At 55.0% G+C, this 24997-nt stretch carries 20 protein-coding genes and 1 CRISPR repeat array; of the genes, 15 read left to right on the top strand and 5 right to left on the bottom strand.

Annotation, left to right across the window (positions count from 1 at the left end):
* Window positions 1–28: 28 nt before the first annotated feature.
* Genes Q3Y58_RS18140 through Q3Y58_RS18125 form a run of 4 tightly spaced genes read left to right on the top strand, consistent with a single transcriptional unit; the run spans window position 29 to window position 5010 of the window.
* Complete coding sequence (locus Q3Y58_RS18140; protein ID WP_180981054.1) at window positions 29–1360, top strand: carbohydrate ABC transporter permease; 1332 nt, start codon at window positions 29–31, stop codon at window positions 1358–1360.
* Entirely contained in the window at window positions 1357–2586 is a 1230-nt protein-coding gene (locus Q3Y58_RS18135) for a carbohydrate ABC transporter permease (protein WP_319623231.1), read from the top strand. Before Q3Y58_RS18140 ends, Q3Y58_RS18135 begins: the two co-directional genes overlap by 4 nt.
* Window positions 2587–2622: 36 nt before the next feature.
* The gene (locus Q3Y58_RS18130; protein ID WP_319623230.1) at window positions 2623–3909 is read left to right on the top strand and encodes an MGH1-like glycoside hydrolase domain-containing protein; all 1287 of its coding nucleotides are present in this window, start codon (window positions 2623–2625) and stop codon (window positions 3907–3909) included.
* Window positions 3910–3921: 12 nt separating this feature from the next.
* Complete coding sequence (locus Q3Y58_RS18125; RefSeq protein WP_319623229.1) at window positions 3922–5010, top strand: ABC transporter ATP-binding protein; 1089 nt, start codon at window positions 3922–3924, stop codon at window positions 5008–5010.
* A 37-nt stretch (window positions 5011–5047) separates the two neighbouring features.
* Here the strand turns inward: Q3Y58_RS18125 and Q3Y58_RS19535 are convergent, their stop codons facing one another.
* Window positions 5048–5188, bottom strand: coding sequence for an LA2681 family HEPN domain-containing protein (locus tag Q3Y58_RS19535; protein ID WP_413697844.1), 141 nt, complete (start codon window positions 5186–5188; stop codon window positions 5048–5050).
* Between the two features lie 20 nt (window positions 5189–5208).
* Window positions 5209–5355 carry an LA2681 family HEPN domain-containing protein gene (locus Q3Y58_RS18120; protein WP_319623228.1) on the bottom strand — a complete coding sequence of 49 codons (147 nt, stop codon included), beginning with the start codon at window positions 5353–5355 and terminating at the stop codon, window positions 5209–5211.
* 736 nt (window positions 5356–6091) lie between these two features.
* Between Q3Y58_RS18120 and Q3Y58_RS18115 the strand changes: the two genes are divergently transcribed.
* The 4 genes from Q3Y58_RS18115 to Q3Y58_RS18100 all read left to right on the top strand — a co-directional run bounded on the left by Q3Y58_RS18115 (window position 6092) and on the right by Q3Y58_RS18100 (window position 9557).
* Complete coding sequence (locus Q3Y58_RS18115; RefSeq protein ID WP_319623227.1) at window positions 6092–6310, top strand: DUF6500 family protein; 219 nt, start codon at window positions 6092–6094, stop codon at window positions 6308–6310.
* Between the two features lie 199 nt (window positions 6311–6509).
* Window positions 6510–6812, top strand: coding sequence for a helix-turn-helix transcriptional regulator (locus Q3Y58_RS18110; protein ID WP_319623226.1), 303 nt, complete (start codon window positions 6510–6512; stop codon window positions 6810–6812).
* Complete coding sequence (locus tag Q3Y58_RS18105; protein WP_319623225.1) at window positions 6805–8025, top strand: type II toxin-antitoxin system HipA family toxin; 1221 nt, start codon at window positions 6805–6807, stop codon at window positions 8023–8025. Before Q3Y58_RS18110 ends, Q3Y58_RS18105 begins: the two co-directional genes overlap by 8 nt.
* Before the next feature lie 385 nt (window positions 8026–8410).
* Window positions 8411–9158: a CRISPR direct-repeat array (repeat unit 28 nt; unit sequence GTTCGCCGCCGGGTAGGCGGCTGAGAGA).
* A 189-nt stretch (window positions 9159–9347) separates the two neighbouring features.
* Window positions 9348–9557, top strand: coding sequence for a hypothetical protein (locus tag Q3Y58_RS18100; RefSeq protein ID WP_319623224.1), 210 nt, complete (start codon window positions 9348–9350; stop codon window positions 9555–9557).
* Between the two features lie 111 nt (window positions 9558–9668).
* On the opposite strand, the gene Q3Y58_RS18095 is transcribed toward Q3Y58_RS18100, so the two are convergent.
* Window positions 9669–10220, bottom strand: a complete 552-nt coding sequence (locus Q3Y58_RS18095) for an endonuclease NucS domain-containing protein (RefSeq protein WP_319623223.1) — start codon at window positions 10218–10220, stop codon at window positions 9669–9671.
* Between the two features lie 907 nt (window positions 10221–11127).
* On the opposite strand from Q3Y58_RS18095, the gene Q3Y58_RS18090 reads away from it, so the two are divergent.
* The 7 genes from Q3Y58_RS18090 (at window position 11128) to Q3Y58_RS18060 (ending at window position 22275) form a co-directional block, all read left to right on the top strand.
* On the top strand, window positions 11128–12684 hold the full coding sequence (locus Q3Y58_RS18090; protein WP_319623222.1) for a YfcC family protein: 1557 nt from the start codon (window positions 11128–11130) through the stop codon (window positions 12682–12684).
* A gap of 186 nt (window positions 12685–12870) precedes the next feature.
* A complete protein-coding gene (locus Q3Y58_RS18085; protein ID WP_274220146.1) occupies window positions 12871–13992 on the top strand; it encodes a baeRF11 domain-containing protein in 1122 nt (373 codons plus the stop codon).
* A gap of 177 nt (window positions 13993–14169) precedes the next feature.
* Entirely contained in the window at window positions 14170–15369 is a 1200-nt protein-coding gene (locus Q3Y58_RS18080) for an MFS transporter (RefSeq protein ID WP_319623221.1), read from the top strand.
* 65 nt (window positions 15370–15434) lie between these two features.
* Window positions 15435–16487 (top strand): patatin-like phospholipase family protein, encoded by a 1053-nt coding sequence (locus Q3Y58_RS18075; protein WP_274220148.1) that lies wholly within the window; start codon window positions 15435–15437, stop codon window positions 16485–16487.
* Between the two features lies 1 nt (window position 16488).
* Entirely contained in the window at window positions 16489–17955 is a 1467-nt protein-coding gene (locus Q3Y58_RS18070; RefSeq protein ID WP_274220149.1) for a GntP family permease, read from the top strand.
* A gap of 146 nt (window positions 17956–18101) precedes the next feature.
* Entirely contained in the window at window positions 18102–19190 is a 1089-nt protein-coding gene (locus Q3Y58_RS18065; RefSeq protein ID WP_319623220.1) for an efflux RND transporter periplasmic adaptor subunit, read from the top strand.
* 1 nt (window position 19191) lies between these two features.
* Window positions 19192–22275 carry an efflux RND transporter permease subunit gene (locus tag Q3Y58_RS18060; protein WP_319623219.1) on the top strand — a complete coding sequence of 1028 codons (3084 nt, stop codon included), beginning with the start codon at window positions 19192–19194 and terminating at the stop codon, window positions 22273–22275.
* A gap of 6 nt (window positions 22276–22281) precedes the next feature.
* Here the strand turns inward: Q3Y58_RS18060 and Q3Y58_RS18055 are convergent, their stop codons facing one another.
* On the bottom strand, window positions 22282–24030 hold the full coding sequence (locus tag Q3Y58_RS18055) for a mechanosensitive ion channel family protein (protein WP_319623218.1): 1749 nt from the start codon (window positions 24028–24030) through the stop codon (window positions 22282–22284).
* 391 nt (window positions 24031–24421) lie between these two features.
* Window positions 24422–24934 carry a DUF1269 domain-containing protein gene (locus tag Q3Y58_RS18050; RefSeq protein ID WP_274220153.1) on the bottom strand — a complete coding sequence of 171 codons (513 nt, stop codon included), beginning with the start codon at window positions 24932–24934 and terminating at the stop codon, window positions 24422–24424.
* Window positions 24935–24997 lie beyond the last annotated feature (63 nt).

The raw sequence follows: 24997 nt of genomic DNA, 5'->3' as shown, positions 1-24997 counted from the left end.
TCAGCGACAACTCAGGAGAACGAAGGTTATGAGCGTGAGCGCAGAACCGTCGGGCAATGGAGCAGCCATGTCTGCTCCCAACTCTGCAGCCCCTCCCCAGACTACCGGCCCCATGCAGAAGCGCGAGGCGCGGCTTGCCTTTTCTATGCTGGCGCCCACGTTCCTGATCATTTTCTTGATTGTTCTGGGGCCGTTGCTGGCCAACTTCTGGATCAGTGTAAAGCCTGTTGAACTGGGCGACCTGCGCGCACCAACGCTGCTGGTCAATGAGCGCGTGCGCGGCAAGCCGCAAGCCGCCGGCGATCCCGTTACCCTGCAATATCGTTTGCGTAATTCGTCACAGGACTATTCCATTTTCGAGGTGTCATTTACCGACACATTGCCCTCTGATTTCAAGCCCACCGCCTGGCCTGAGGCCTGCTCGGTAGATGGCACGCGCTTGAGCTGCACACTGGGCGATATTCCCGGCAAATGGCGCGAACGGCTGGATATTGAGGGCGTGGCTGGTGCCGCCTTTGCCGAGTACCGCAGCCAGATCAAGGACACAGAACTTGTTTACACAGGGGAAGCGGACAATGTGCTGACTAACCTCGATTTCACGTTGGACAACTTCAGGCGCATTTTTGATGCTGACGAGTTCTGGAGCGTGTTGCGGGTTTCGTTCTACTACACCGTGTTTGGCACGGCCGGGGCGCTGGTGCTTGGCCTGTTTGCCGCACAGTTGCTCAACACGTCCTTCAAGGGTCGCGGGTTCTTGCGCGGGCTATTCCTGTTTCCCTATGTGTCGCCGGTGATCGCCGTGGCGTTTACCTGGTTGGTGCTGCTTGATCCGTTCTCCGGCACCGTCAATGCCCTTTTGACCAAGATGGGCGTGGTTTCTGAGCCGATCAACTTTTTCGGTCAGCGCGCCATCGAGTTTTCGCTGTTCGGCCTGCCGCTGGAGTTTCCGCTGGCGCTGTCCACGGTGATCGCGTTTGAAGCGTGGCGCTATTTCCCGCTGTCATTCCTGTTCATTCTGGCGCGGATGCAGTCCATCTCCACGGATATGTACGAGGCCGCCGAAATGGACGGGGCCACGCCGCTTCAGCAGTTCTGGTGGATTTCGCTGCCCCAGCTTCTGGGCATCCTCTCGGTGCTGTTCCTGCTGCGTTTCATTTGGACCTTCAACAAGTTCGACGACATCTTTCTGCTGACCGGCGGCAATGCCGGAACCCGCACACTGACCGTGGATGTGTATGAGCAGGGCTTTGCCCTATCCAATCTGGGTGCTGGGGCGGCGGTGGCCGTAGTGGTGTTTGTTGTCCTTGTCACCTTTGCAACGCTTTTCATCAAGTTTTCGGCCAAGGAGGAAGGACTATGAGGCTGCTGAACGGCTTTACGCTTTCCGCTATTGCAGGGGCCATCTGGGGTGCCATCGCCATGTTGGTTATTGGCGTTACGCTCACTTTGATTACCGGTAATGTGGCCAGTCCTCAGGTCAGCATGGCCGCCATTGTGGGGGGCTTGACCGGGCTGGTTGCCTACTGGTTCCAAACCCCAAACCTGTCTCTTGGCCAAAGGGCGGCCGCGCCGCTGGTGTGTTTGTTCACTTTGATCCTGTTGACCTTCGCTCATCCCTTCACGCTGTCGCTGGAGGTTTCGACCCTATGGCAGCTTGGCGGCATTGCCGCGTTTGTGGTGGCGGTGGTCTGGAGCTGCCGGGCCACCACCTATGGCCTGCCAAGGGGTGAGTTGACCCGCTACGAACGCGAAATGCTGTATCTGCGAGTGGCCAAAGGCATCGGCTTTGTGGTGTTCACCATTATGGTGGCCCTGCCGTTTTACGTGATGGTGATGACCAGCTTGAAGAGCCAGCAATCGTTGCTCGCCAACCCGCTGGATCTTTCCATCGATTTTGCCGGCGGTTTTTATGGGCTGTTTCGCTCCTACATCGAGCTGTTTACTCTGTTCAATTTTGGTGACTACCTTTTGACCTCCGCCATCGTGTCTGTGGCGACGGTATGCCTGACGCTACTGTTTTCCGTGCCAGGAGCCTATGCGGTATCGCGGCTGAAGTTTCCGGGGCGCGACTGGTTTTCCCGCTCTGTACTGTTGATTTACATGGTGCCCGCCATCGTGTTGGTGATCCCGCTGTATGCCGTGTTCTCTCAGCTCGGCCTGCGCAATTCTCTAGTGGGGCTGTTGATCGTCTATCCGGCGACAACCATTCCGGTAGCGCTTTACATGCTGCAGGGCTACTTCAAGGGTCTTCCCGCCGAGCTTGAGGAAGCGGGGCTGATGGATGGGCTGTCCCGCATTGGCGTGATCTTGAAGATTACGCTGCCGCTGTCCTTGCCCGCGCTGGCGTCGGTCTCACTGTACGTGTTCATGATCGCTTGGAACGAGTTTTTGTTCGCCTTCATGTTTCTGGACGACCCGGAGATCTTCACCCTGTCGCGCGGGGTTGTGGCCCTGAACTCCTCCGAGGTTCCCCGACAACACCTGATGGCGGGCGCGGTGATCGCCACTGTGCCGGTTCTCTTCATCTTTCTTTGGTTCGAACGCTTCTTGGTTCAAGGGCTTACGGCTGGCAGCGTGAAAGGCTGAGACCGTTGTGCCCCACATGTAATATGGAGATACAGCATGTCTGCTGATCTGGACAAAATCGCCATCGACATCCTGCAGGCCAACGATCTGGGTGGCTACACCATTCCAACCAAGGGGCTTTATCCCTATCAGTGGAACTGGGACAGTGCCTTTGTGGCGCAAGGGTTTGCCACCTTTGACGTCAACCGGGGCTGGCAGGAGATCGAAACACTGCTGCAAGGCCAGTGGGATGACGGCATGGTGCCACACATTCTGTTTCGCAAGGACGACCCGACCTATTTCCCTGGGCCAAGCGTTTGGGGTACGCAGAACCGGGCACTGCCGTCTTCCGGGCATTCGCAGCCGCCTGTGGCCGCCAGCACGGTGCGTCTCCTTTTCGAAAAGGATCAATCCGCCACTTCCGTGGAGCGCCTGCGCGTCGTGTTTCCCAAGCTGCTTGCGTGGCACCGCTGGTATCACACCGCGCGTGATTTTGATGGCCGGGGCGTGATCGCCGTGATGCACCCTTGGGAGTCCGGCCGAGACAACCTGCCGGACTGGGATGGCCCGGCGGCCCGCGTGGACACCAGCGGTGTTGGCGACTACGTGCGCAAGGATACCTCGTTCGTTAATGCGGACATGCGGCCGCGCAAGACGGACTATGACCGCTATTTGGCGATCCTTCAGTTTGGCCGGGAGTGCAACTGGGATGCGGAAAAGATTGCGCGAGACGCGCCGTTTTATGTGGCTGATCCAGGTGTGACGTTCATTCAGTTGCGTGCGGATCGGGACCTTCTGGCGCTCGCCCACGCACTGGCGGAAACCGCGGCACTGCCTGAAATTGAAGAGTGGATTGCCCGCGCGGAACAGGGCATCGATCTGCTCTGGAATCCTGATCTGGGTGCCTTTACCACGCTGGATCTGCGCAGCGGGGCTCACGGTGAGGGTGTTTCCAGCGCCTCGTTCCTGGCTCCTTATGCTGGCATTACCACGGCCAAGTATCTGGAGCCGACGCTGGCGCACTTTGATCGCATCATGTCCAAGGTAACCTACGGCGTACCAAGCTACGATCCGGACCATCCGGCTTTTGAAAGCATGAGGTACTGGCGCGGACCGGTCTGGGGCATCTTGAACTACATGATCGCCACCGGCTTTGCCGAGATTGGCGAGACCGAGCGGGCAGAGCGCATTCGCAAGGACACGGTTGCCCTGATTGAAAAGAGCGGCTTTGCCGAGTACTTCGACCCGATTTCCGGGCAGGGGGCGGGCGGAAACTCCTTTTCCTGGACTTCTGCCATCTGGCTGAACTGGGCGTCTCCCAGCCGCCACCAACAAGCCGCGTAAGGAGAACGCACCATGGGTACCATCCGCCTCAACAACGTGGAAAAATGGTTTGGCGATCTTCAGGTGATCAAGGGGGTTGATCTGGAGATCGAGGACGGCGAACTGGTGATTTTTGTTGGGCCGTCGGGCTGCGGTAAGTCCACCTTGCTGCGCTTGATTGCCGGTCTGGAGGAAACCAGTCGAGGCTCCATCTTTATCGACGGCAAGGACGTGACGCCGCTGCCTCCCTCGGGCCGCGGGCTGGCTATGGTGTTTCAAAGCTATGCGCTTTACCCGCACATGACGGTGCGCGAGAACATGGGTTTCCCGCTGAAGACGGCCGGCGTGCCAAAGGCCGAAATTGACAACAAGGTCAATGATGCGGCGGCCATTTTGAAACTGGAAGAGTATCTCGACCGACGACCCAAGGCGCTGTCCGGCGGCCAGCGTCAGCGGGTGGCCATTGGTCGGTCCATCGTTCGAGAACCCAGCGCGTTTCTCTTTGATGAGCCGCTGTCCAATCTGGACGCCGCGTTGCGCGTGGAGATGCGTTTTGAAATCGCCAAACTGCACGAGCAACTGGATGCCACCATGATCTACGTGACACATGATCAGGTGGAGGCGATGACGCTTGCCGACAAGATTGTGGTGTTGCAGGCGGGCCGCATCGAGCAGGTGGGGTCCTCTCGGGAGCTTTATGAACGCCCGCAAAACCTGTTTGTTGCCCAGTTCATTGGATCGCCGAAAATGAACGTGATGCCAGTGGGCTACGAGGACGGCACGTTCGTACTGCCGGGACAGGGGTGTGGGGCCTATCCGGTTGACCCTGCCAAGGGAACGCCGGTGAAGCTTGGCATTCGGCCCGAGCATATTGACGTGTGTGCGGTCGGTGAGGGGCACGTGACGGGCACAATCGATGTGGTGGAGTATCTGGGCGCGGACCAGTTCCTCTACGTGGATGCGGGGGAGCTTGGCACATTGTTGGTGCGCCTGTCCGGTCTCAAGGTTGCCAAGGTGGGCGAGCGCATTGGACTGCGGTTTGATGAAAACCTGCTGCACTTTTTCGACGCCAATGGCAACGCTTTGCGCAATGAGCGCTTGAAGGTTGCAGAGCCTGCTTGAGCCAGACCATGACCGACAATCAAGGCCTCCAGTAGCCCTAAAAAAGGTGGAAGGGGCCTTGTTCGTCTGTATGCCGCATCTGCTCCTCTCGATAAACGGCTAGAGACAGATAGATCAACGCCGAGCGAGCCAGTTTGAGAACGCGTAGGGTTTTAACCTCGAATTCATTTTGCGAGATGTGATAGCCGGGACAGCCTTCTAAGCGATCTTGTCGAACAGCGAATATTCCATTCGGTAGGCAAGTCGGGCCTTCTCAACAGCCAGGGCATAGGACGGATAGTCTAGTGTGTTGTAGAGCGCGACATCCTTGTCGGAAAAATGCGCGGTGTCGAATCCCGAACCCAATTCCAGCTTTGCTTTTTGCCGTTTTCACGAAGTTTGTTTGCCCAGGCATTAGAACGGAAATAATGGAGCAATACCGTCTGCTTCGGTGTCAGGTCGCGCTTTTCAATTGCGCCCATCTATTTAAAGTTGGCGACTGCAATTAGATGACGGAAAATACTCAAATATTCTAATTTTGATTGCAATGCGATTTCAAATCCAAATACTGCCCGAAATAAGGTCTTCTTGAGTTTTAGGTTCACCCCATTAATGGGAGCGGGCTGTCGTGAACCGAGCCTGTAGTCTCGGCCATACGGCGTCCATCCCCGGCGCGTTAGGGGCATGGTGGCGATAGGCGTCGGCCCTATGCCGAGTGTGTGATACACGCAAATGGGACCTATGGTTTTCAGCTTAAACCGTCCGATCCCGCTTGGACTTGGTAGGTCCTTGGTTCAGGTCAGGGCAGGCGAGTGTTCTTTTGGGCGGCTTTCGGGCCCACGACCGGCAGCTCGGCCTCGCCGTCGCAAAGCGCAAACAGGCCGGGTTGGACGCGCCGGATTATCTCCTGTCCCAAATCTCACCCCTCGGCTGGGCACATGTCATTCTCACTGGCGAATGCAGGCGGCAGATGACGACGGAAAACCCATGAAGTTTCATGTGTCAAAAGAGCCCATTGCCATCGTAGAACTAGCATTGCGGCACTTGCAAGTTCACTATATGTTCTCATGATTGCAGCTCGAGATAAAAAGCAGAAATCACCATGAGACAAACATTGAGAGACAAAGCCGTTGCCATCTGCAACGAGAAAATTGCCAAGAAGGGCGAAGCGGTTGGCCTTTCATTCTATGCATTTTTTGCCAATCGGAATGATGATCCGGACCTTCTCATGGAAGCGGCGGAATGGTGGATAAAAACGCATGAGCTTGATCACTTCGAAAAAGCCGTGAAAATCCGAGATATGATCAGCTCTGGCGTTTGAGCAAAGGCATTTCTGCACTCAGCCGGTGTCGCGCCCAATTTACGTTTCTTCACGGCAACATTAACCAGCTTAATGTTATGTTGAGATAACATAAAAACATGATTGCGGGCGTTGGGGTGTCGTCCGCATGGGCAAGCATTGAAAATAATGGTTTCTCAATGTAACATTATGGGGCTTTGTGTTGCGTGGAGGTGTCATTATGGCTGTTGCGATCAAAATGCCCAGGGCGGCGCGTAAGGAGCTTGTGACGCTTGGAGAAAACATTCGCGTTGCGCGGCTGCGCCGCAAACTGACCGCCGAGATTGTTGCGCAGCGCGCGGGAACAACGCGGCAGACCATCGCCAAGATCGAAAGCGGGAACCCCGCCGTTAAGATCGGCACTTATGTGGCCGTTCTGCAGGCGCTTGGTCTTTTGAAGGGCTGGGGGGATCTCGATGACCCGGTTGGCGAGCAGATGGCCCTAGATGACCTTCCGCAGCGTGCGAGGCTGAAAAATGGTTGAAGTCTGGATCGACTGGAAGGGGCTGAAACGGGTTGGCACGCTCCACCGCACAGCGGGGCGCGGCCGAGAGCGGGTGTCCTTTACCTATCATGAGGATTGGCTTGCCGACGAAAATGCCTTTGGACTTTCGCCCGGCATGCCTCTTGGGAAAGGCCAGTTCGTGCCTGAGGCGGGGCAGGACATGCTTGCACCGCTTGGGGATTCTGCCCCTGATACCTGGGGCAGAACGGTGATGCGGCGTTTCGAGGGGCGCATGGCGGAGGCCGAGGGGCGACGCCCGACAACGCTGCAGGAAACAGACTACCTGCTTGGCGTGAATGACGAGACCCGTTTGGGGGCGCTGCGCTTCAAGGTTGATGGCGCGTTTCAAGCGCCCAAGGGCATTGGTGTGCCTGCGCTCGTGAGCCTGGGGGATTTGCTGGATGCCTCGCAACGGGTTCTGCGCGGGGACGAGACGGCTGAGGATCTTCAAATGCTGTTTGCACCGGGAAGTTCTCTGGGCGGTGCTCGGCCAAAGGCCAGCATCTTAGACCAACACGGCCGCCTTTCTGTTGCGAAGTTCCCGAAAGAGACGGACACCTATTGTGTGGAACGCTGGGAAGCCATTGCATTGGCGCTCGCAAGGCGCGCAGGCATTGCGGTTTCGGATCACACGCTTGAGATGGCGGGCAACAAGCCGGTGTTCTTGTCCCATCGGTTTGACCGGAACGATGACGGCCGGATCCCGTTCCTCTCAGCCATGGCGATGCTGGGCGGCAAGGATGGTGAAAGCTACAGCTATTTGGACCTGGCGGACATCATCACCTCAGAAAGCGTCACGCCCGACCAGGACCGAGAGGAACTCTATCGGCGGGTCGCCTTTTCCATTCTCGTGACGAACCTTGATGACCACATGCGCAACCACGGATTTCTGCGGGGGCAGGGCGGCTGGCACCTCTCTCCGGCCTATGACATCAACCCGGTGCCGAACCAGCCGCGTGTGCTCAAAAGCTATGTGGACGATGACAATCCGGATGCCAGCATCACCCTGCACCGCGCGCAACATGAAGCCTACCTTCTGGAACGCGGGGATGCCGATCGCATCATTGCAGAGGTGGCTGAGGCGACTAAGGCTTGGCGCGATGTTGCCCGTGCCTTGGGCGCGCCAGAAAGGGAGATCAGGGAGATGGAGACTGCCTTCGAGCACGAGGAAGCGGATCTGGCGCGCGCGTGATCTGGGGCAGCCCACGCGTTGGTTTGGAGCGTTGCGCCCGACGGCACCGACAGAGCGGGCCCGGTGGCGCGCAAAGCGACTTCGCTGGATTTGAACTTCGCCTGGCCGGAATTATCAGCGCCGTGGACCTTAAAACCTGCTTCGCCAAACCTGTTCCGGGGATGGTGACCGCCATCAGAACCTCTCTTCACGGCTTTTTACGGCATGCGAGATCAAATCAGGCAAATCGTCGACCATCTTGTCTTGTTGTGAAAAGGATAATTTTTGAGGTCAAAAAATTGTTCAGTCCTATCAATGGGTTGCGGAGGGGGGCAAAAAAGATCCTTTGACAAGGCCTCGCGTTTCAGGTCATTGATATTGCGAAGGTTTCCGCGCTCGAGGAACTGTTCGCCGCCGGGTAGGCGGCTGAGAGAAAATAGCCCAAGCGACCCATTCAACCCGCGTTGTTCGCCGCCGGGTAGGCGGCTGAGAGAAAGCAGCCCTCCATTTCAGCAGTCGCACAAGCGTTCGCCGCCGGGTAGGCGGCTGAGAGAACCGTGATGAGATCACGCCTCAGCCGATACGCGTTCGCCGCCGGGTAGGCGGCTGAGAGAAGTGCAGTTAGAGACAACAGTTCTTGGAATAAGTTCGCCGCCGGGTAGGCGGCTGAGAGATCTGGCAGGCAAGCAAAGACGAATTGACCAAAGTTCGCCGCCGGGTAGGCGGCTGAGAGACAATCTGGGGCGCTCGGTTCGCCTGGAGTGGCGTTCGCCGCCGGGTAGGCGGCTGAGAGACATTACGATGGACAACCAGAGAGAGGAACCCGGTTCGCCGCCGGGTAGGCGGCTGAGAGAGCACAGAAGTAACGAAAGTTGACCCGTCAACAGTTCGCCGCCGGGTAGGCGGCTGAGAGACTTCATGCAACCAGCGCCTTCGCCGCCTACAAGTTCGCCGCCGGGTAGGCGGCTGAGAGAATAAGCTTTACCGGATCAGGGCTCTGAAAAACGTTCGCCGCCGGGTAGGCGGCTGAGAGAGTCCGCATCAATCCAGCCGCGTTTGGCTAGGGGTTCGCCGCCGGGTAGGCGGCTGAGAGAAATTCAGATGGTTTTTGTCGCTATCGATAACTGTTCGCCGCCGGGTAGGCGGCTGAGAGAGACTTTCCCCGATTTGGCGGGCAGTATTGATGTTTGATTAAGGGAACTGAAACGCATTATTTTGCGGATCGCACTTTCTCACATCGTCTCCTATTTTCTCATATTTTTTGGCGCAAAGCGGGCCGAGACTTCTCTGTGTCTCACATATTCTCATATGGTCTCACATCGAGGACTGGCAAGATAGACAAAGTGATATCACTTTGCGGCGGCGGCGGCGGCGGCGGCGGCGGCTGGCGGCTGAGCGCTGAAGCTTGCATGATGTCTATTCGCGGCTGCGGCGCTCAAGGGGCCAGTTTGGTGGCGGTGGCGCAGGCGGGCGCAGCGGCGCGCGGATGGAGATTCGACGTCCCATCGCGGTTGCCAGACAGAGACGAAATCTTCTTCTGTCTCGCCGCTTGAAGAACCCTAGCACGAGTTTTTTATGCGGAACAACCAGCTGAGGGGCAGGCGGGCGCCCCCCCCTTTGTGTGCCGACCTCAGCCGTGTTGCCAACCCGGCGGCGCGTGCCGTTCACGCTGCTGCCTGGACGCTGCTCTCGGATGGGCTACGGAGCGAGAAGTTGACCTCGTACCGCATGAAGGAAAGCTGCGGCACCATACTGGCGGCATATTCCAGCTTCTTGTCACCCGCGAGCGCGATGATGAGACCCTCAACCTCCTCGCCTTGTGCCAGATCGGACTTCACCCAGCCCATGTAGCGCAGGGCTTGACCCACTGCTTCATCGGAGGTTTGGCCTTTTTTCAACTCGATAACCAGCCAGCGCGGATCTGTTTTGTGCTTGGCCAAGAAGTCAATTCTGCCCGCAGGACAGTGGTACTGGCTGCCTGCCTCGGGGTTTTCAGGCGTTTCCAGAAGGTCCCACTCTTGGCCAATCTGGGTTCGAGCCCAGTTGTCCAACAGGAAAATCTGAAGTTGCTTTTCCAGCGAAAAGCCCCTGCGCTCGATTGCTGCTTCCTCGGTGACAGGCGGTTCATCGAGATCTAACCCGTCGTCTAGAACACTCCACCAAAGAACATCAAGGGTCCACAGGTCGGTCTCCAGTGCCTCGGCAAGGTTCAGCAAAATGTCATTGATGGCTTTGTATTTCTGGCCAGTTTGAGTGCCACGGCCGAAGTTGGGCGCGCTAATTTTGTTGAGGCATTCTCAGCCTTCACAAAGCGCGCACACACGTCTTGCGACACTCCTTGGTTCCCATTTAGCGAAGTTCAATAGAGGTGATTTTGTTCATTCGGAGCAGTTGTTTCGCACTGTCCTGGAAGGTGCGAGGAACTTCATCGGCCTCTTGCAGACTTTTGCAGACTTTTGCAGACTTTTGCAAACTTTTGCAGACCCTTGCAAGCTTTTGCAAAGGGGGGTGTGGCAGGATATGTAAAGTGTTAGCACTTCACGGCGACTGGGGCTTGAGGTTCAAACCTGCCAGCGCCCATTGGCACACTCCAATCCTGCTTGCTGGGCAGGGAGGTGCGATACGTCTACTTTGCAGGTGTGGGACATTTTGACTTTGCGTGCACACCCTGCAACACGAAATTGCCCCATAATCCATATTATGGAACGTTGATGGGCAGCGCTGCACTATTCTGCATTGAGCTTGTCATATACCAAGATCCACCAACTTAGTTATGATTTCGAACTATTCACCAAAGGAAGGCATCGCAAAAACAAATAATTTGCAGTTTTCAACTATTAGGATTTCCGTGAATTCTACGATCGATCCTGTCAAGGCAGGAATAGGCTAATTTTTTGTTTGTAGTTTTGTGAAAACTACCAATTAATCTTAGAAGTATAAAGATCCTATGGGTTTACATAGGGTAGGTGCAACTGACTGCATGATTAGTTTATAAAAACCAAGTCTACTAGCGTAACTCTTGTTGCGCCAACGATGATTAGATTGCGGCATATTGTGGTGTGGTTCCGGCAGATGTAGGACGCGGCCGCTCGTTGTCCGAAAAGAAGCTTCAAAGGAATTGATATGCATCAGTCAAATTCCCCAAAACCATTGAAAAGAAACGGGTTTTTAAATGGGTGGATGCGAGAGTTCCCGCCCCCGCTTACAATCCTTGTTTCAGTGCTGTGCGTTGTGTGGATCGCAACGTTTTTTATCCCCTCAGGGGCATATATCCTTGATGAGACTGGATCACCAATACCCGGAAGCTTTCGTACTGTTCCCAAGCCACTCAGCTTTCCAGAACACCTTGGTGAGTTGCCACTCGCGCCCGTAAACGGTCTCTACGGGGCGGTTGATCCAGAAACGGGGCAAGTTGCTCCGTTTAATATTGGCCCGTTGTTTGGGTCCGCGCCCGTTTTCTTTTATGTGCTCGCAATTGGTGGCTTCATGACTGTTGTCTTTGCTACCGGCGCTTTGGATCGCGGCATTCACCATCTTGCATGGTCGTTTCGATCGCAAGGGGAATGGCTGATCGTTGTTCTGTGTTTGCTATTTGGGGTTTTGGGATCGGTCATGTTTTGGAGTGACGAATCTCTCGGCCTGTACGCTCTTATGATCCCGCTCATTATCGCCCTTGGATACGATCGTATGACAACTGTGGCTGTGGTCACTGTTGCACCCTTCGCTGGACGATTGGCGTCAACAATCAATCCATTTGTGATTGGCATCGGATCAGATAAAGCGGGAATAACGTTGGTGGACGGTTTGCCTCTTCGGTTGGTCATGTTTTGTTGTGTAATGGCCGTCTTGATCCTTTATGTTTTAAGGTATGCCAAGAGAGTAAAAAACAATCCTCAAACCTCAATCTCTGGCATCAGCGAGGAAGATAAAGCCTTGGCGGAAGCAGACGCGCTCCCTCCGCCCAAGCTATCGGGAACAGACAAGATAATTGTTTCCCTCGTGGCAGGAACATTCAGTCTCATGACATTCTCCATTGTTCCCTGGGGGGCTATTTTGGGTAATGCCAAGATAGACGCCTATGAGCATGAAAGCATTAACAGCCCGTTCGCATGGGAACTGGGTTGGTGGCTACCAGAACTGACAGCTCTTTTTTGTGTCATGGCAATCGTGGTTGGTGCTGTCGGACGACTGGGGCAAGCTGAAACGGCTCGTGCGTTTCTAAGAGGTGTTGGTAGCTTCGTCGGCCCTGCGTTCCTAATAGTGGTCGCACGGGGAATATCAGTCCTTATGACAAACACGAAAACAATTGATACCGTCCTGCATACCATGGAGGGGCTGACTGCAGGAGCATCTTCAAGTGTGTTTACCCTCGTCATTTTCTTAGTGTCTATGCCCCTCGCATTTCTTGTTGGAGGCGGCTCTGCGGGCACTGCGTTGGTGATCCCAGTCTTGGCCCCACTTGCTGATTTCGCTGGCATCGAAAGATCTCTTGTCCTCACTGCGTGGTCCACCGCGGGAGGAGTGATGAGCCTTATATTGCCAACAAATGCTATCCTCATGGCAGGATTGGCATTGGCGAAGGTTGGATATGATCAATATATCCGGTTTATCCTGCCATTGGTCATTGTTTTTATCGGTATTGCTGTTTTTTCTTTGTTAATTGGTAGCCTGCTTCTGTAGGTGTCAGGTCAATTGATTTTAATTAGTAGTTCCGAGAGGTTGATAAAGAACTTTTTGCCGATTAAAGCTATTAGATTATTTGGAAAATTGTCGCTTTTATTGATCTTTAATTTTTCGGTTATGCCTGTTTATTGTCATAAAGTGTTTGCATTTACCTAAAACAACACAAGAAGCCGGAGAGGCCTAATGCAGTACAACGACATACCCAGTATCGCCGATATCAAGAGCTTGGCTCATAATCGTCATCCGGCGAGCATCAGCCTATTCTTGCGCACCACGCCCCTCACCCAGAAGGCCCAACAGGATCGGGTGCGCCTGTCAAACCTTGCTCATGATGCCATGCAGCAGGTAGATAGGGGCCAGTTGTCAAAGGCCGAGTATGCTGACTTAGAAGCAAATCTGGCAGATGTCGTTGAGGATGATGAGTTCTGGGCCCATCAAGCAGAAAGCCTTGCTGTGTTTGCAACGCCGAAAAAAGTGAGAACTTTTCGGTTGCCAAACCACCTTGTGGATGGGTTTGAGGTATCGGACCGGTTTCACCTGACACCGCTCATGCGAGCCCTGACGTTCCCTCATCACGCAATCGTTTTGGTTTTGGGGCAAAATGCCGTGCGAGTGATTGAAATGACTGGTGATACTCCTGCTGGCGAAGTCCATGTTCCTCGCATGCCAGAGGATGCGGCCAGTGTGGCTCGAAAAGCCAGTATTCTAGGGCGCTCACCCAAAGGGCGCTTGCATGGCAGTGAAGGCCAAAAGGTGCATTTGGTTGCTTATGCCCGTGCGGTGGATGCGGCGTTGCGCCCCTTTCTGGCGGGCAGTGAAGAACCACTTGTTCTTGTGGCAAATGAACCGCTGCGCTCAATATTTTTGAAGATTTGCAGCTATCACCATATACTGCCCAACCAACCCAGTGGGGTCGCAGAAGAAAGCCCGAACCATGAAATAACAGCCGCTGCTCGGGCTTTGGTTGATGCCTCTCATGAAGATTATCTGCGCGAGCTCCATGCGACTTACGCGGCTCGGGCCGGATCGCGCCGCGCAACTGACAGCGTCAGCGAGATTTCCCGCAAAGCAACCTTCGGTGCGGTCGAGATGCTGATGGTCGATATGGATGCAACACTGCATGGTACCGTCGATAAAGACACCGGTGATGTGGTTCTGGCCGATGCCGCCGGGCCTGAAACATATGATATCCTATCGGAAATTGCCTGCAGGACGTTGGAACGGGGTGGCAGGGTGTACAGTGTTCGTCAGGAGGACTTGCCTGGGTCTTCGCCCATGGCTGCTATCCTGCGCGTGCCCATCTAGCATCAGCAGGATTCAGCAACTCAGTTTGCTATCTGGATACTGACGGTTCATCGAAAAGATGGCGTGGGCCTTGCTTAGCATATCTTGCAAAACGAAATAGTTGACGTAAGGGCATTGTGCGGTGCAGTGTAAGCGCTCTGGAGATCGTCTCCAGCTCTTTTGGAGGGCTTAGTCTCCATGCCCAGCAACCCCCAATATGTGAGGCTTTTTCAATCCAAAGTGCTCACGGTTTTAGCTACGGGATTGGCGACGGTTGAGTTGTCGGTTGTTGCCATTGAGTTGGCGGGTGAGGATTCAAGCGCGATGCTTGGGACTGCGCTATCGCTCAAGTCACTGACTTTTGTTGTTGCCCCGCTTGTCTTGTCTTTGGTTGTCGTTCAACTGAAGCGTGGACGTTTGTTGGTCGTGCTTGATTTGGTACGTGCCCTTGCCGTTTTATCTTTGATTTTCGTTGAAACAAAAGCCGGTTTCCTCTTGGCGGTGGGTATATTTCTTGCGGCAACAGCTTCATTTAAAGTGATTTATCTTGAGTATGTCGCCTATATGCTACCCGACAAAGCGACTTTTTCTCGGGCGATCTCGAAGAGCCGCATTCTTGATGAACTAGAAAGCCTCATTAGTCCTCTTATGGCGGGTGTGCTGCTGTTCATCTTTCCCATGACACTGTTTTTGGCGGCAACCGCCTTAGCCTTCTTACTCTCCGCGTTGCGTATTCTCACAGCTCAACTTCCTGCAATCGCGGTCAAGACTACCAGATCTGATGCGCAGCGAAGCTTTGCGGGACTGAAGCTCTTTTACAGGGAGGCTAATCTCAGGCCGCTACCTTGGCTCATGGTTCCAATCGCATTGGGGATCGCAATGGTTATGACGACCACGCCGGTGTTGGTCGGCCTTGATGAAAGTCGTCAAGGCGCCGACATTGCATTTGCTTTTGGTGCATTTGGAGCTGGTGTGGTTGTTGGCGCCACAGCGGGCATTTGGCTTGGTTCACTTGCTACGGAGCGCCACATCATGAACGCAGGCGCGGTGTTGATTGTGGCAGGGCTCTTTGGAGGGCCCTTTCACGAGGCCTATTACAGCTTGTTGGTGCTCTGGTTCGCGATTGGGGTTGGTGTTGCCTTGATACAGACTCTCGCCGCCAGCGTTATCAGGCGGGCGGCGCAAGATGTTAGCCTGATGCAGGTCTATGGTGCGGGCCTTGCCATTCAAAATGCCGTGTTAGTGGTCGCCTACTCGCTGGCTGGGTGGTTGGCAAGTGAATGGGGTACGCAACCTACCTTTGGGATATTATCAGTTTTGTCGGCTTTTGGGATGGGCATGGCATGGTACCTCAACCGATCTCAAGGCTCCCTGAAATCTTCCAGTCAAACGGAATAGTGACACTTTTAGCCTAGCAATAGGCTGACGACGCTAGGTTAATGCAATCAAGATGGATCCCGCAGATGAGCGAAGAAGGCAACACAGACCAAAGCGAACGTGAGCCGTTGCTTGTAGATCTTGCCCTACAAGGGGGAGGCTCACATGGAGCTTTCGCTTGGGGAGTGCTCGACCGGCTGCTGGATTACCCCTGGTTGAAAGTGGAGGCCATATCCGGAACTTCAGCAGGCGCCATGAATGCAGCGGTGTTTGCCTATGGCATGACAGAGGGCGGGCCAGAAGGGGCCAGGAAGGCTTTGGAAACCTTTTGGCGGAGTGTGTCGCAGGCAGCCCGGTTCAGTCCGTTTCAGCGTACGCCATTGGACTGGATGATGGGCAACTGGACCTTGGACTACTCGCCGGCATACATCATGGCAGACACAATGGCGCGGTTCGTTTCACCCTATGCTTTTGGCCCGTTTGCGTCCGAGACAAACCCATTGCGCCGGATCCTCGAAGAAACGATTGATTTCCGGGTGCTCGCCGAGGGCCCCATCAAGTTATTCATCACGGCGACAAACGTGCGCACGGGGCGAGGAAGGGTGTTCCGCCGTGATGAAGTGACGCCAGATGTACTGCTGGCGTCGGCATGCTTGCCTACCTTGTATCAACCAGTTGTCATAGACGGGGAGGCCTATTGGGACGGTGGATATTCCGGCAATCCGACGATTGCTCCTTTGGTGCGAGAATGCGAGTCCTTCGACACGTTTTTGGTGCAAATCAACCCGGTCAACCGCCCAGACGTGCCCATAACTGCCCGAGATATTCTCAATAGAGTGAATGAAGTGTCCTTTAATGCCACGCTTTTGAAGGAACTGAAGATGGTTGCCCTGATGCGCAAAGTGGCAGACCCGGGCAATTCCGAAGGCCGCTTATGGGGTGAAATGCGCCTTCACCGGATTTCGAGCGAGGCGATGGTGGAGCTGAGCGCTTCCTCCAAGCTGAATGCCGAATGGGCCTTCCTGAAAATGCTCAAGCAAGAAGGCCAGCGTGCTGCCGACAATTTTGCGCGTGATCACGGCAAAGATGTGGGCGTCCGGTCTTCGTTTGATTTCGACGCGTTGCTGGAAGGAGTGTAAAATGGGACTTCTGGGCATCCTTGTTGGATTAGTCCTGTTGATGGCGCTTGCCTATCGTGGTTGGTCCATCTTGCTGCTTGCCCCTCTCGCTGCACTTATCGCTGCAGCATTCTCAGCCGAGCCTTTACTCGCTCACTGGACACAGACTTTCATGGGCGCAGCGGCCGGGTTTGTCGCGCAGTTCTTTCCCCTCTTTCTGCTTGGTGCCCTTTTTGGCAAACTCATGGACGACAGCGGTTCAGTCAATGCCATTGCCGATTACATGACGTACAAACTCGGGCCGGAACGTGCCGTACTTGCGGTTATTCTGGCTGGTGCGCTTGTCACCTATGGCGGCGTGAGCCTGTTCGTGGCGTTTTTCGTGATTGCGCCCATGGGCCTTGCCCTGTTCCGTGCCAGCAATGTTCCTCGCAGGCTGCTGCCTGCAGCCATCGCTCTTGGCACATCAACCTTCACCATGTCTGCTCTGCCTGGAACACCTGCCATCCAGAATGCCATCCCCATGCCGTTCTTCGGGACAACGGCGTTTGCTGCGCCGGGCTTGGGGGTCATTGCGGCTGCTATCATGTTTGGCTTTGGTTTCTGGTGGCTTCGTTTGCGCCAGGGTCGAGCCGAGGCAGCGGGCGAAGGCTTCGGTTCCGACACTGCAGCAGACACCCAGGAAGGCAAGTCAAATATCGTTCAGGATGTAACCTTACGCGAACTTGCCACGACGGCGCGGGAGTTTGATCCAATAGAAGTGCAAGCTGGAAAAAAGGCAGATACCACGCCGGGTATCGTGTTTGCGGTTTTACCTCTCGGTGTAGTGGTTCTCGTCAACTTGGTTGCGTCGCAGTTCGTGCTGCCGAGAATGGACTTTGCCTTTCTCGCACTTCCTGAATGGGGCTCTACCAGCCTTGGCGCCATCGGCGGGGTCTGGGCGGTGGCATTGGCGCTTCTTGCAGGTATCATAGTGCTATTGGCAACCTCGTTCTCTCGCTTGCCAAGTCTGCGCGAGAGTGTTGATGCGGGTTGCAATGCCTCAGTCCTGCCTATCATGAGCGTGGCTAGCCTTGTTGGCTTTGGCGCTGTAGTTGCAGCCCTCCCCGCCTTTTCTGTGGTGAAGGAATGGGTGTTGGGAATTGAGGGCGGGCCTCTCGTCTCGTTGGCCGTAGCCACAAACATTCTCGCGGCTCTCACGGGATCGGCCTCCGGTGGCATGACCATCGCGCTTGACGCGCTGGGACCCACCTTTATGCAGATTTCTGCGCAAACGGGCCTCGATCCGGCCATTATGCACCGTGTTGCGGTGATTTCCTCCGGTACGCTGGACAGTTTGCCTCACAATGGTGCTGTGGTCACCATGCTTGCCGTGTGCGGATGCAGCCACAAGGAGAGTTATGCGGATATCGTTGTCGTCGCTGTGCTCGGCGCCATGCTGGCTCTGGTTGCAGTCATTCTATTGGGCAGTCTTCTCGGCTCATTCTAGGGATTGGCATGTGACACAAGGTGACAGAGCCGTGGCATACGTGGAAGCACCAGCTAATTGGTCCAGCATTCAGGGGAAACGTTTCCCTGCAATAACAATAACAACCGCCGGATGGCCCAGATCCTCCGGACACCCGGGACGGCCTCATGTTCGATCTTAAAACTCGTCGCGTAACCCAAAAATTGTCATTTCTGTTGCTGCTGATTTTGGCGGCTTGTGAGGGCGAAGTAGCCCCTCAATCCGAGCCAGTGCGGCCGGTTCGAGTGATATTGGCCCAGAGCATGGCCAGCGGTGAAACCTTGCGCTTGACGGGCGATATTCGTGCGGAGGATCTGGCAGTCCTTAGCTTTCGCACAGGTGGTCGCCTCGTCACACGATCCGTTGGTGTAGGGGAGAGCGTGGAGGCTGGCGATCTTATTGGTCGTCTTGAGGATGTGACGCAACTGAATAACGTTCGCAGCGCAGAGGCCGAACTGTTTGCGGCTGAAGGCGATGTAGATCGCACGAGCGTGGACTATTCGCGGCAGTCTGAGTTGCTAGAACGCGGTTTCACGACCCGCCAACGCTATGACACGGCCCTTCAGGTCTACCGCCAGGCACAGGCCCGCGCAAACGCCGCGCGAGCGCAGCTTGAGAACGCACGGGAGTCCCTGGCTTTCACTGCCCTTTACGCGGATGCACCCGGCGTCGTTACCGCTGTGGGGGCTGAACCGGGGGAGGTAGTTGGTGCCGGCACAATGGTAGTGCAACTTGCAAGGGAAGAAGGTCGGGATGCAGTATTCGATGTACCCGAACGCGTACTCCGTGCGGTTCCGTATAACGCGGATATTCGCGTGGCGTTGGTCAGTGACCCCTCCATCACCACAACGGGACGTGTGCGAGAGGTCTCCCCTCAAGCAGATCCGATTACTCGTACGTTTCAGGTGCGGGTGGGGCTGGCTCCCGTACCTGAAGAATTTCGACTGGGATCCGCAGTTACGGGCAACGTAACGCTTCAGGGTTCATCCGCGATCCCCTTGCCCGCTTCCGCGCTCACAACTGTGGAAGGCAGACCCGCCGTATTTGTCGTTAATTCAGAGACCGAAAGTGTGGAACTGCGTCCCGTCGAAATAGGCACATTTGACTTGTCACAAGTCATGGTGATTTCTGGCCTAGTTGAGGGTGAAGTTGTCGTGACTGCGGGTACGCAAGCCTTGCGAAACGGACAAGCTGTTCGCGTTGGTGGAGGGATCTAGCATGAAGGGCAACTTGTCTGCATGGTCCCTGAGCAACAAGAAGGTAGCGCTCTACTTCATGGTACTGGTGATTTTGGCGGGTGTGACAGCCTTTGTGAACCTTGGCCGCGATGAAGACCCCCCTTTTACCATCAGAACCATGCTCGTACAGGCTGCCTGGCCTGGAGCTGCAACCGATGAGACCCTGCTTCAGGTAACCGAGCGGCTTGAGAGAGCTTTGCAGGAAACGCCTGGGCTTGATCGAATAGACAGCCAGACCCGACCGGGTCACAGCGTGCTGTTTGTCCATTTGCTCGACAGCACCCCGAAAGCTGATGTGCCAATGGTCTGGCAGAATGTGCGCAACCGGGTGGCAGATATGGCGCATACCTTGCCTCAAGGTGTCATCGGCCCGGCCTTTAACGATGAATTTGGCGACACATTCGGCGTAATCTATGGCTTTACCGCAGATGGTTTTTCTCAGAGGGAACTGCGGGATTATGTCGAGCATATCCGCTCTGAACTGCTGAGGGTGGAAGATGTTTCCAAGATCGAGCTCCTCGGCATCCAGGAAGAAACCATATTCGTGGAGTTCGATCCCTCAGAGATCGCAGCTTTAGGGTTGCCGCCTGGTGCGGTGCGCGATGCCTTGCGGGCGCAAAATCTGGTTGCCCCAGCAGGAACCTTGAGAACAGGAACGGATGCCATAACCGTCACTGTTTCTGGGGCCTTCAATGATGAAAATGATCTTCGCGAAATTGTTCTGACTGCAGGAGACGCCCGGTTGCGACTGGGGGATGTGGCCCGTATCAGCCGCGGCTATGCCGACCCACCTCAACCCCTCTTTCGGGTTAACGGCAAGGACGCCCTCGGGATCGCCATTTCTATGCGGGACGGCGGTGATGTGATTGCCTTGGGCGAAAACCTCGAAGCCCGAATAACTGAACTTCGTAGGGACCTACCCATCGGTATCGAGAGTTTTCTCGTAGCAAACCAGCCGGAGATTGTGGACACGGCGATTGCCGAGTTCACGGAGTCATTGTGGCAGGCCATTGCCATTGTTTTGGTCATAAGCTTTATCGCGCTTGGCGTGCGGGCTGGCATCGTGGTTGCGGTGGCCATTCCATTGACCATGGCTGCGGTGTTCGTGACCATGCAACTGGTTGGTATTGACCTGCAACGCATTTCGCTTGGAGCACTCATCATTGCACTCGGTCTTCTGGTGGATGATGCCATGACAACGGTAGACAGCATGACGCGGCGCTTAGCTGCGGGTGATGATGCCTTTCGTGCCGGGTCTTATGCTTATGACAAGCTGGCTTTTGCGATGCTCACAGGCGCATTCGTCACAATTGCCGGGTTTGTTCCCATTGGTTTTGCTGAGAGTTCGGCGGGCGAATATACGTTTTCCATCTTTGCCGTAGTAGCCATCGCCTTGATTGCATCATGGTTGATCGCCGTCTTGTTTGTCCCGGTCGTAGGGGTGGCCGTTCTGCGCCCTCCCAAACCGGATGCGAAAACCCGTGAGAGCGCCTTGATGCTAGGGTATCGCGCACTGCTGGCCCTTGCCATGCGAGCCAGAATTTTGGTTGTGGTTGCTACGATTGGCCTGTTTGTCTTGTCTGTGCTCGGGCTGTCGTTGGTTCCTCGTCAGTTCTTTCCACCTTCCGACCGGGTGGAGCTTCTTGTGGACTTGACCCTGCCCCAAGGAGCTTCGATCCATACCACCCGAGTGGCAGTTGATCGGTTCGAGGCCAAGCTGGAACAACTTGAGGGCATCTCACACTGGAGCAGTTATATTGGTCGCGGTGCCATCAGGTTTTATTTGCCGCTCGATGTACAGACGCCCAACCCATTCTTCGCCCAGTTCGTGGTGGTGACCAACAGCATTGAGGATCGCCTTCGCCTTCAACCTTTGTTGGAGGAAACCCTAATCGAAGAATTTCCGGAGGCGATCTCCCGTGTCTATGCGTTGGAGCTCGGCCCGCCAGTTGGATGGCCGATCCAGTATCGAGTTACGGGGAGCAACCTTGAAGAGGTACGAAGCATTGCGCGTGATGTAGCAGAGATCATCGCCGGTGTGGGCGATGTCCGGTCCTTGAGCTTTAACTGGATGGAGCCTTCACGAGATATCCGGGTCGTGCTGGACCAAGATGAAGCTCGCCGGCTTGGGATCAGTGCGGCGGCGGTCTCGGATGCGTTAAACCTGTATCTCTCCGGAACGCCGGTCACACAAATCCGTGATGACATCTACCTGATCCCTGTAGTCACTCGTGCTGAAGGAGGACAAACCCTCTCACCTGAGCGGCTCGCCAATCTGCAAATCGCGATTGGCGGTGGCCGTACGGTTCCGTTGTCCCAGATTACGCGGCTGGATTACGACCTCACAGATCCGCTGGTTCACCGGCGGGATCGGGTCGCCGCATTGACGGTGCAGGCGGATATCCAGCCCGGTCTGCAGGCTGCCACAGTGGTTGATCGGATCGAGCCAGAACTCGCAGAGCTACGGGCTGGCTTGCCCAAAGGATATACTATAGACACCGGCGGGCTAGTGGAGGAAAGCGCAGAGTCGCAAGCCTCGGTATTCGCAGTCGTACCGTTCATGCTCCTATTGGTCCTAACCATCCTTATGGTCCAGCTTCGCGATTTTCGTCTGGTAGGAATGGTGCTGTTCATGGCACCGCTTGGCATGATTGGCGTAGTAGGTGCGCTATTGCTTTCCGGACAACCCCTTGGCTTTGTGGCCATCCTTGGGGTACTTGCTCTTGTGGGTATGATTTCCAAGAATGCCGTGATCCTTATCGAGCAGATCGAGGATGAGCGTCGTTCCGGAAAGCCCGTGCGGGCGGCGGTAATCGAGGCTGCCGCAAGCCGCCTCCGCCCCATCTTGTTGACAGCACTCTCCACCGTTCTGGGTCTCGTTCCCATTGCCTTTACTGTGTTCTGGGGAGCCATGGCCTTTGCCATCATGGGCGGGCTGGCAGTGGCTTCTTTCCTCACGCTTCTCGTTTTGCCTGTGCTTTACGATCTCGTCTTCAATCGCGGTGAGTTAGCCGAAGAGCCTTCTGGGAGCGACCGCAGCAACTCCCCTTCCCCACTCGTATAAGGACATTTACTTTCGCTCATCTTCTGTTGGATCAGAATTCAGTGACTGCTGTTCGGCGTTTGACAAGGGTTCCATGTTAGCGCTGGTTTCAGCCTCGCGGTGGCCCGCCTCCACACTTCCCGTGGGCGGGTAGTCAAGCGTGCCCTGCAACTGGTCTACTTCTTCACGTGCGGGATTGGGGAATGGCAGCTTGCCGGATTTGCGCCAGCTGGCTACAGCTGCCTCTGCTGCTTCGCTTTCAGCCGTGTTCACCCCCTCATCACGCGCAACATAAAGGGTTTGTGATGGGAATGCGAAGCCTGTGCCCGCTTGCCCTACGACATCATAAACTCTGAGTAGGACGTCTTCACGAATGGCAAAGAAATCGTTCCACTCTCGCGTTTGGGCATAAACGCGAATGCTGATGTTCAAAGAGCTGTCACCATAGCCAGAAAAGCGAACGCGTACAGTTTCTCTGTCTATTCGAGGGTGGGAAAGGCACATTTTCCGCAGCTGAGCGAGGAGGTACCGCAGCTGATCCGGGGTGGTTTCGTATCGTACGCCAATTGAAACATCAATCAGCATTTGATCGCATTCTGCCCAGTTGATGATCTGCATGTCAGCAAATTGCGCATTGGGCATGGAGATGAGCGTGCGATCCAATGTTCTGAGTTTTGTGGAGCGGATGCCAACTCGTTCTACTGTTCCTGTATGGTCGCCGAAGCTGCAGAAGTCGCCGATTTTTACCGGGCGATCAATGTACAAGATAACCCCACCGATCAGGTTCTCCAGTGTCGGACGAACGGCCAAGGCGACTGCGATGCCGCCAATGCCGAGCCCCGCCATTATGCTCAAAATGGGGATGCCAATGGCTTGTCCTCCGAAGGCCATCACGGTCATGACACCAATAATGCCGAGGGTTGCAGAGAGCAAGCGCAGCATATCCGCATCCAGACTTTCATCTGGGATGCGAGGCGAGCGAATAATCAACTCGAATACCATCCTGATGGCCAGCCACAAGAGCCATGCGTATCCAATATAGGCGAGGATAGTCTCCGCAGTTTGAACAATCGCGGCAAAACGTCCTGAAATATTGATTTGTCCGGTTAAGTAAGGAAGTAGGATCTCGCCCGCGAATAGTAGGCTCAAGGGCAGCAAACTTTGCAGGATGAGCGCCAGCATACGCTTTTGCGGGTCAACGGCCCATATGATGCTATTCAGAGAAAAGATCAGCACGATTAGAACAGCGAAAACAATAAACAGAACCAGCGTTTTCCAAATGGGAGTGTCCAGCCAAAGAAGTGTCAGGGGTTTGGGAATACTCGAAACCACAAACGAAGGAACAAGTGGGCCGGTGAGTTGTTTTCCGAATATGGCGATTGAGTTGGTCGGCAAGCGGGTTTGAAGTGGTAGGTGGCTTATTGCACGTGCAAACCGCGGCGCATCTCGCACTGTCCGGCCGGAGAATAAAAATTCTCCTTTTCTTTCTCCTTCCGCTATCTCAACGATCCGTATTGGGGTTTCTGGAACTCTGAAGCTTTGTATACCGCTTGCTTCAACTTCCTCAGCATTCGGGAAATCCAGAGCGGATGACGAGGTTAAACGTCCGAGAATATCCATCACATGACTTGCGGTCAAAATGCCTACTTCCCTGCGTGAGGTCGGAGAAACCTCCTGCAAATCGAACAAAGCGATAAGCTGGTCGGACACCAATGCGATCCGTGTGGCCCCAGAGAATGTTGGGTTTTCTAAATACTCCAAAATTTCTGTTTCCATTATTCGGGAAAGCCAACGAAAGGACTCGAAGGTTGCTCTTGGGCTGTCGGTGCGGATCGGCAGCACCTCGCGTTCAGCCTCAATAGTGGTAGCTGGAAGTTGAGACTGTGCCGGGTTCACGGAAAGAGTGAATGAGGTAATAAGCACGCATACGATGACTGCTCGAAAACACCAAAATTGTTTCAAGGTCTGACACGGTCTCGACTGCCGGAGATTTATCGTGTGGAGAAAAGGCTCGAGCACACTCCAAAGCAGCATTCACAGAACTCCGGGTTTATGCGGGGAGACTTCTCGCAAACTCCTAACTTTCGCGCTTCCTTCATTTTGAATGAAGTAGTAAAACGCCAAGAAGGTCACTTAACTGCGTCTCTCCCCGCCAGTGACGTGTAAATTATGTATCGTTCTCTAGTGCCGTGCGAAGTTTTTCTTCTTGGGATGACGATAAGGAGGTCTTCAGAATGCGGGGCGAATGCTCTTTTATTTCGGCAATAACCTTGTCGGGAGTTGCCTTCGCAACGAGGACAAAAAGAGCAGAAGTGCCGGGTTTGATGGTTTTGCCGAGGTCTCGAATGAAGTCATCATTAATACCGAAATCAGAAAGGCGGCCTGTAAGTGCACCGACAGCCGCGCCAGCCGCTCCGCCGACAGCGAAACCCGCCAGAGGATTTAAAAGCAATAGTCCGACCAGTCCTCCGAGCAATGCGCCTGTGCTCAATCCGTGACTTGCTCCCAATGCCGTAAGGTTTACCGATTGCTTAATCTGGACATCGCCTTGTTCCGGGCGGATGACCACGACGGCGTCGGTTAGGTCGATCAGATGAGCCTTGCCGAGGGCGCGTAGCTTGCTCAACACGATGTCCGCGGTCTCAATGCCGTCAAAGTCCATTACAATCAGATCTGACATATTTATCCGTCCTCTTCTTATTCTTTTGGATCTTCGGATTTCGCTGCTGTTATTTGCCAGCAT

The organism is Nesiotobacter zosterae (genome assembly GCF_033843645.1).
GTDB classification, from domain to species: Bacteria; Pseudomonadota; Alphaproteobacteria; order Rhizobiales; family Stappiaceae; genus Pseudovibrio; species Pseudovibrio zosterae.
The sequence above is the reverse complement of the archived record's forward strand: the minus strand, read 5'-3'. Positions and strand labels throughout refer to the sequence as shown.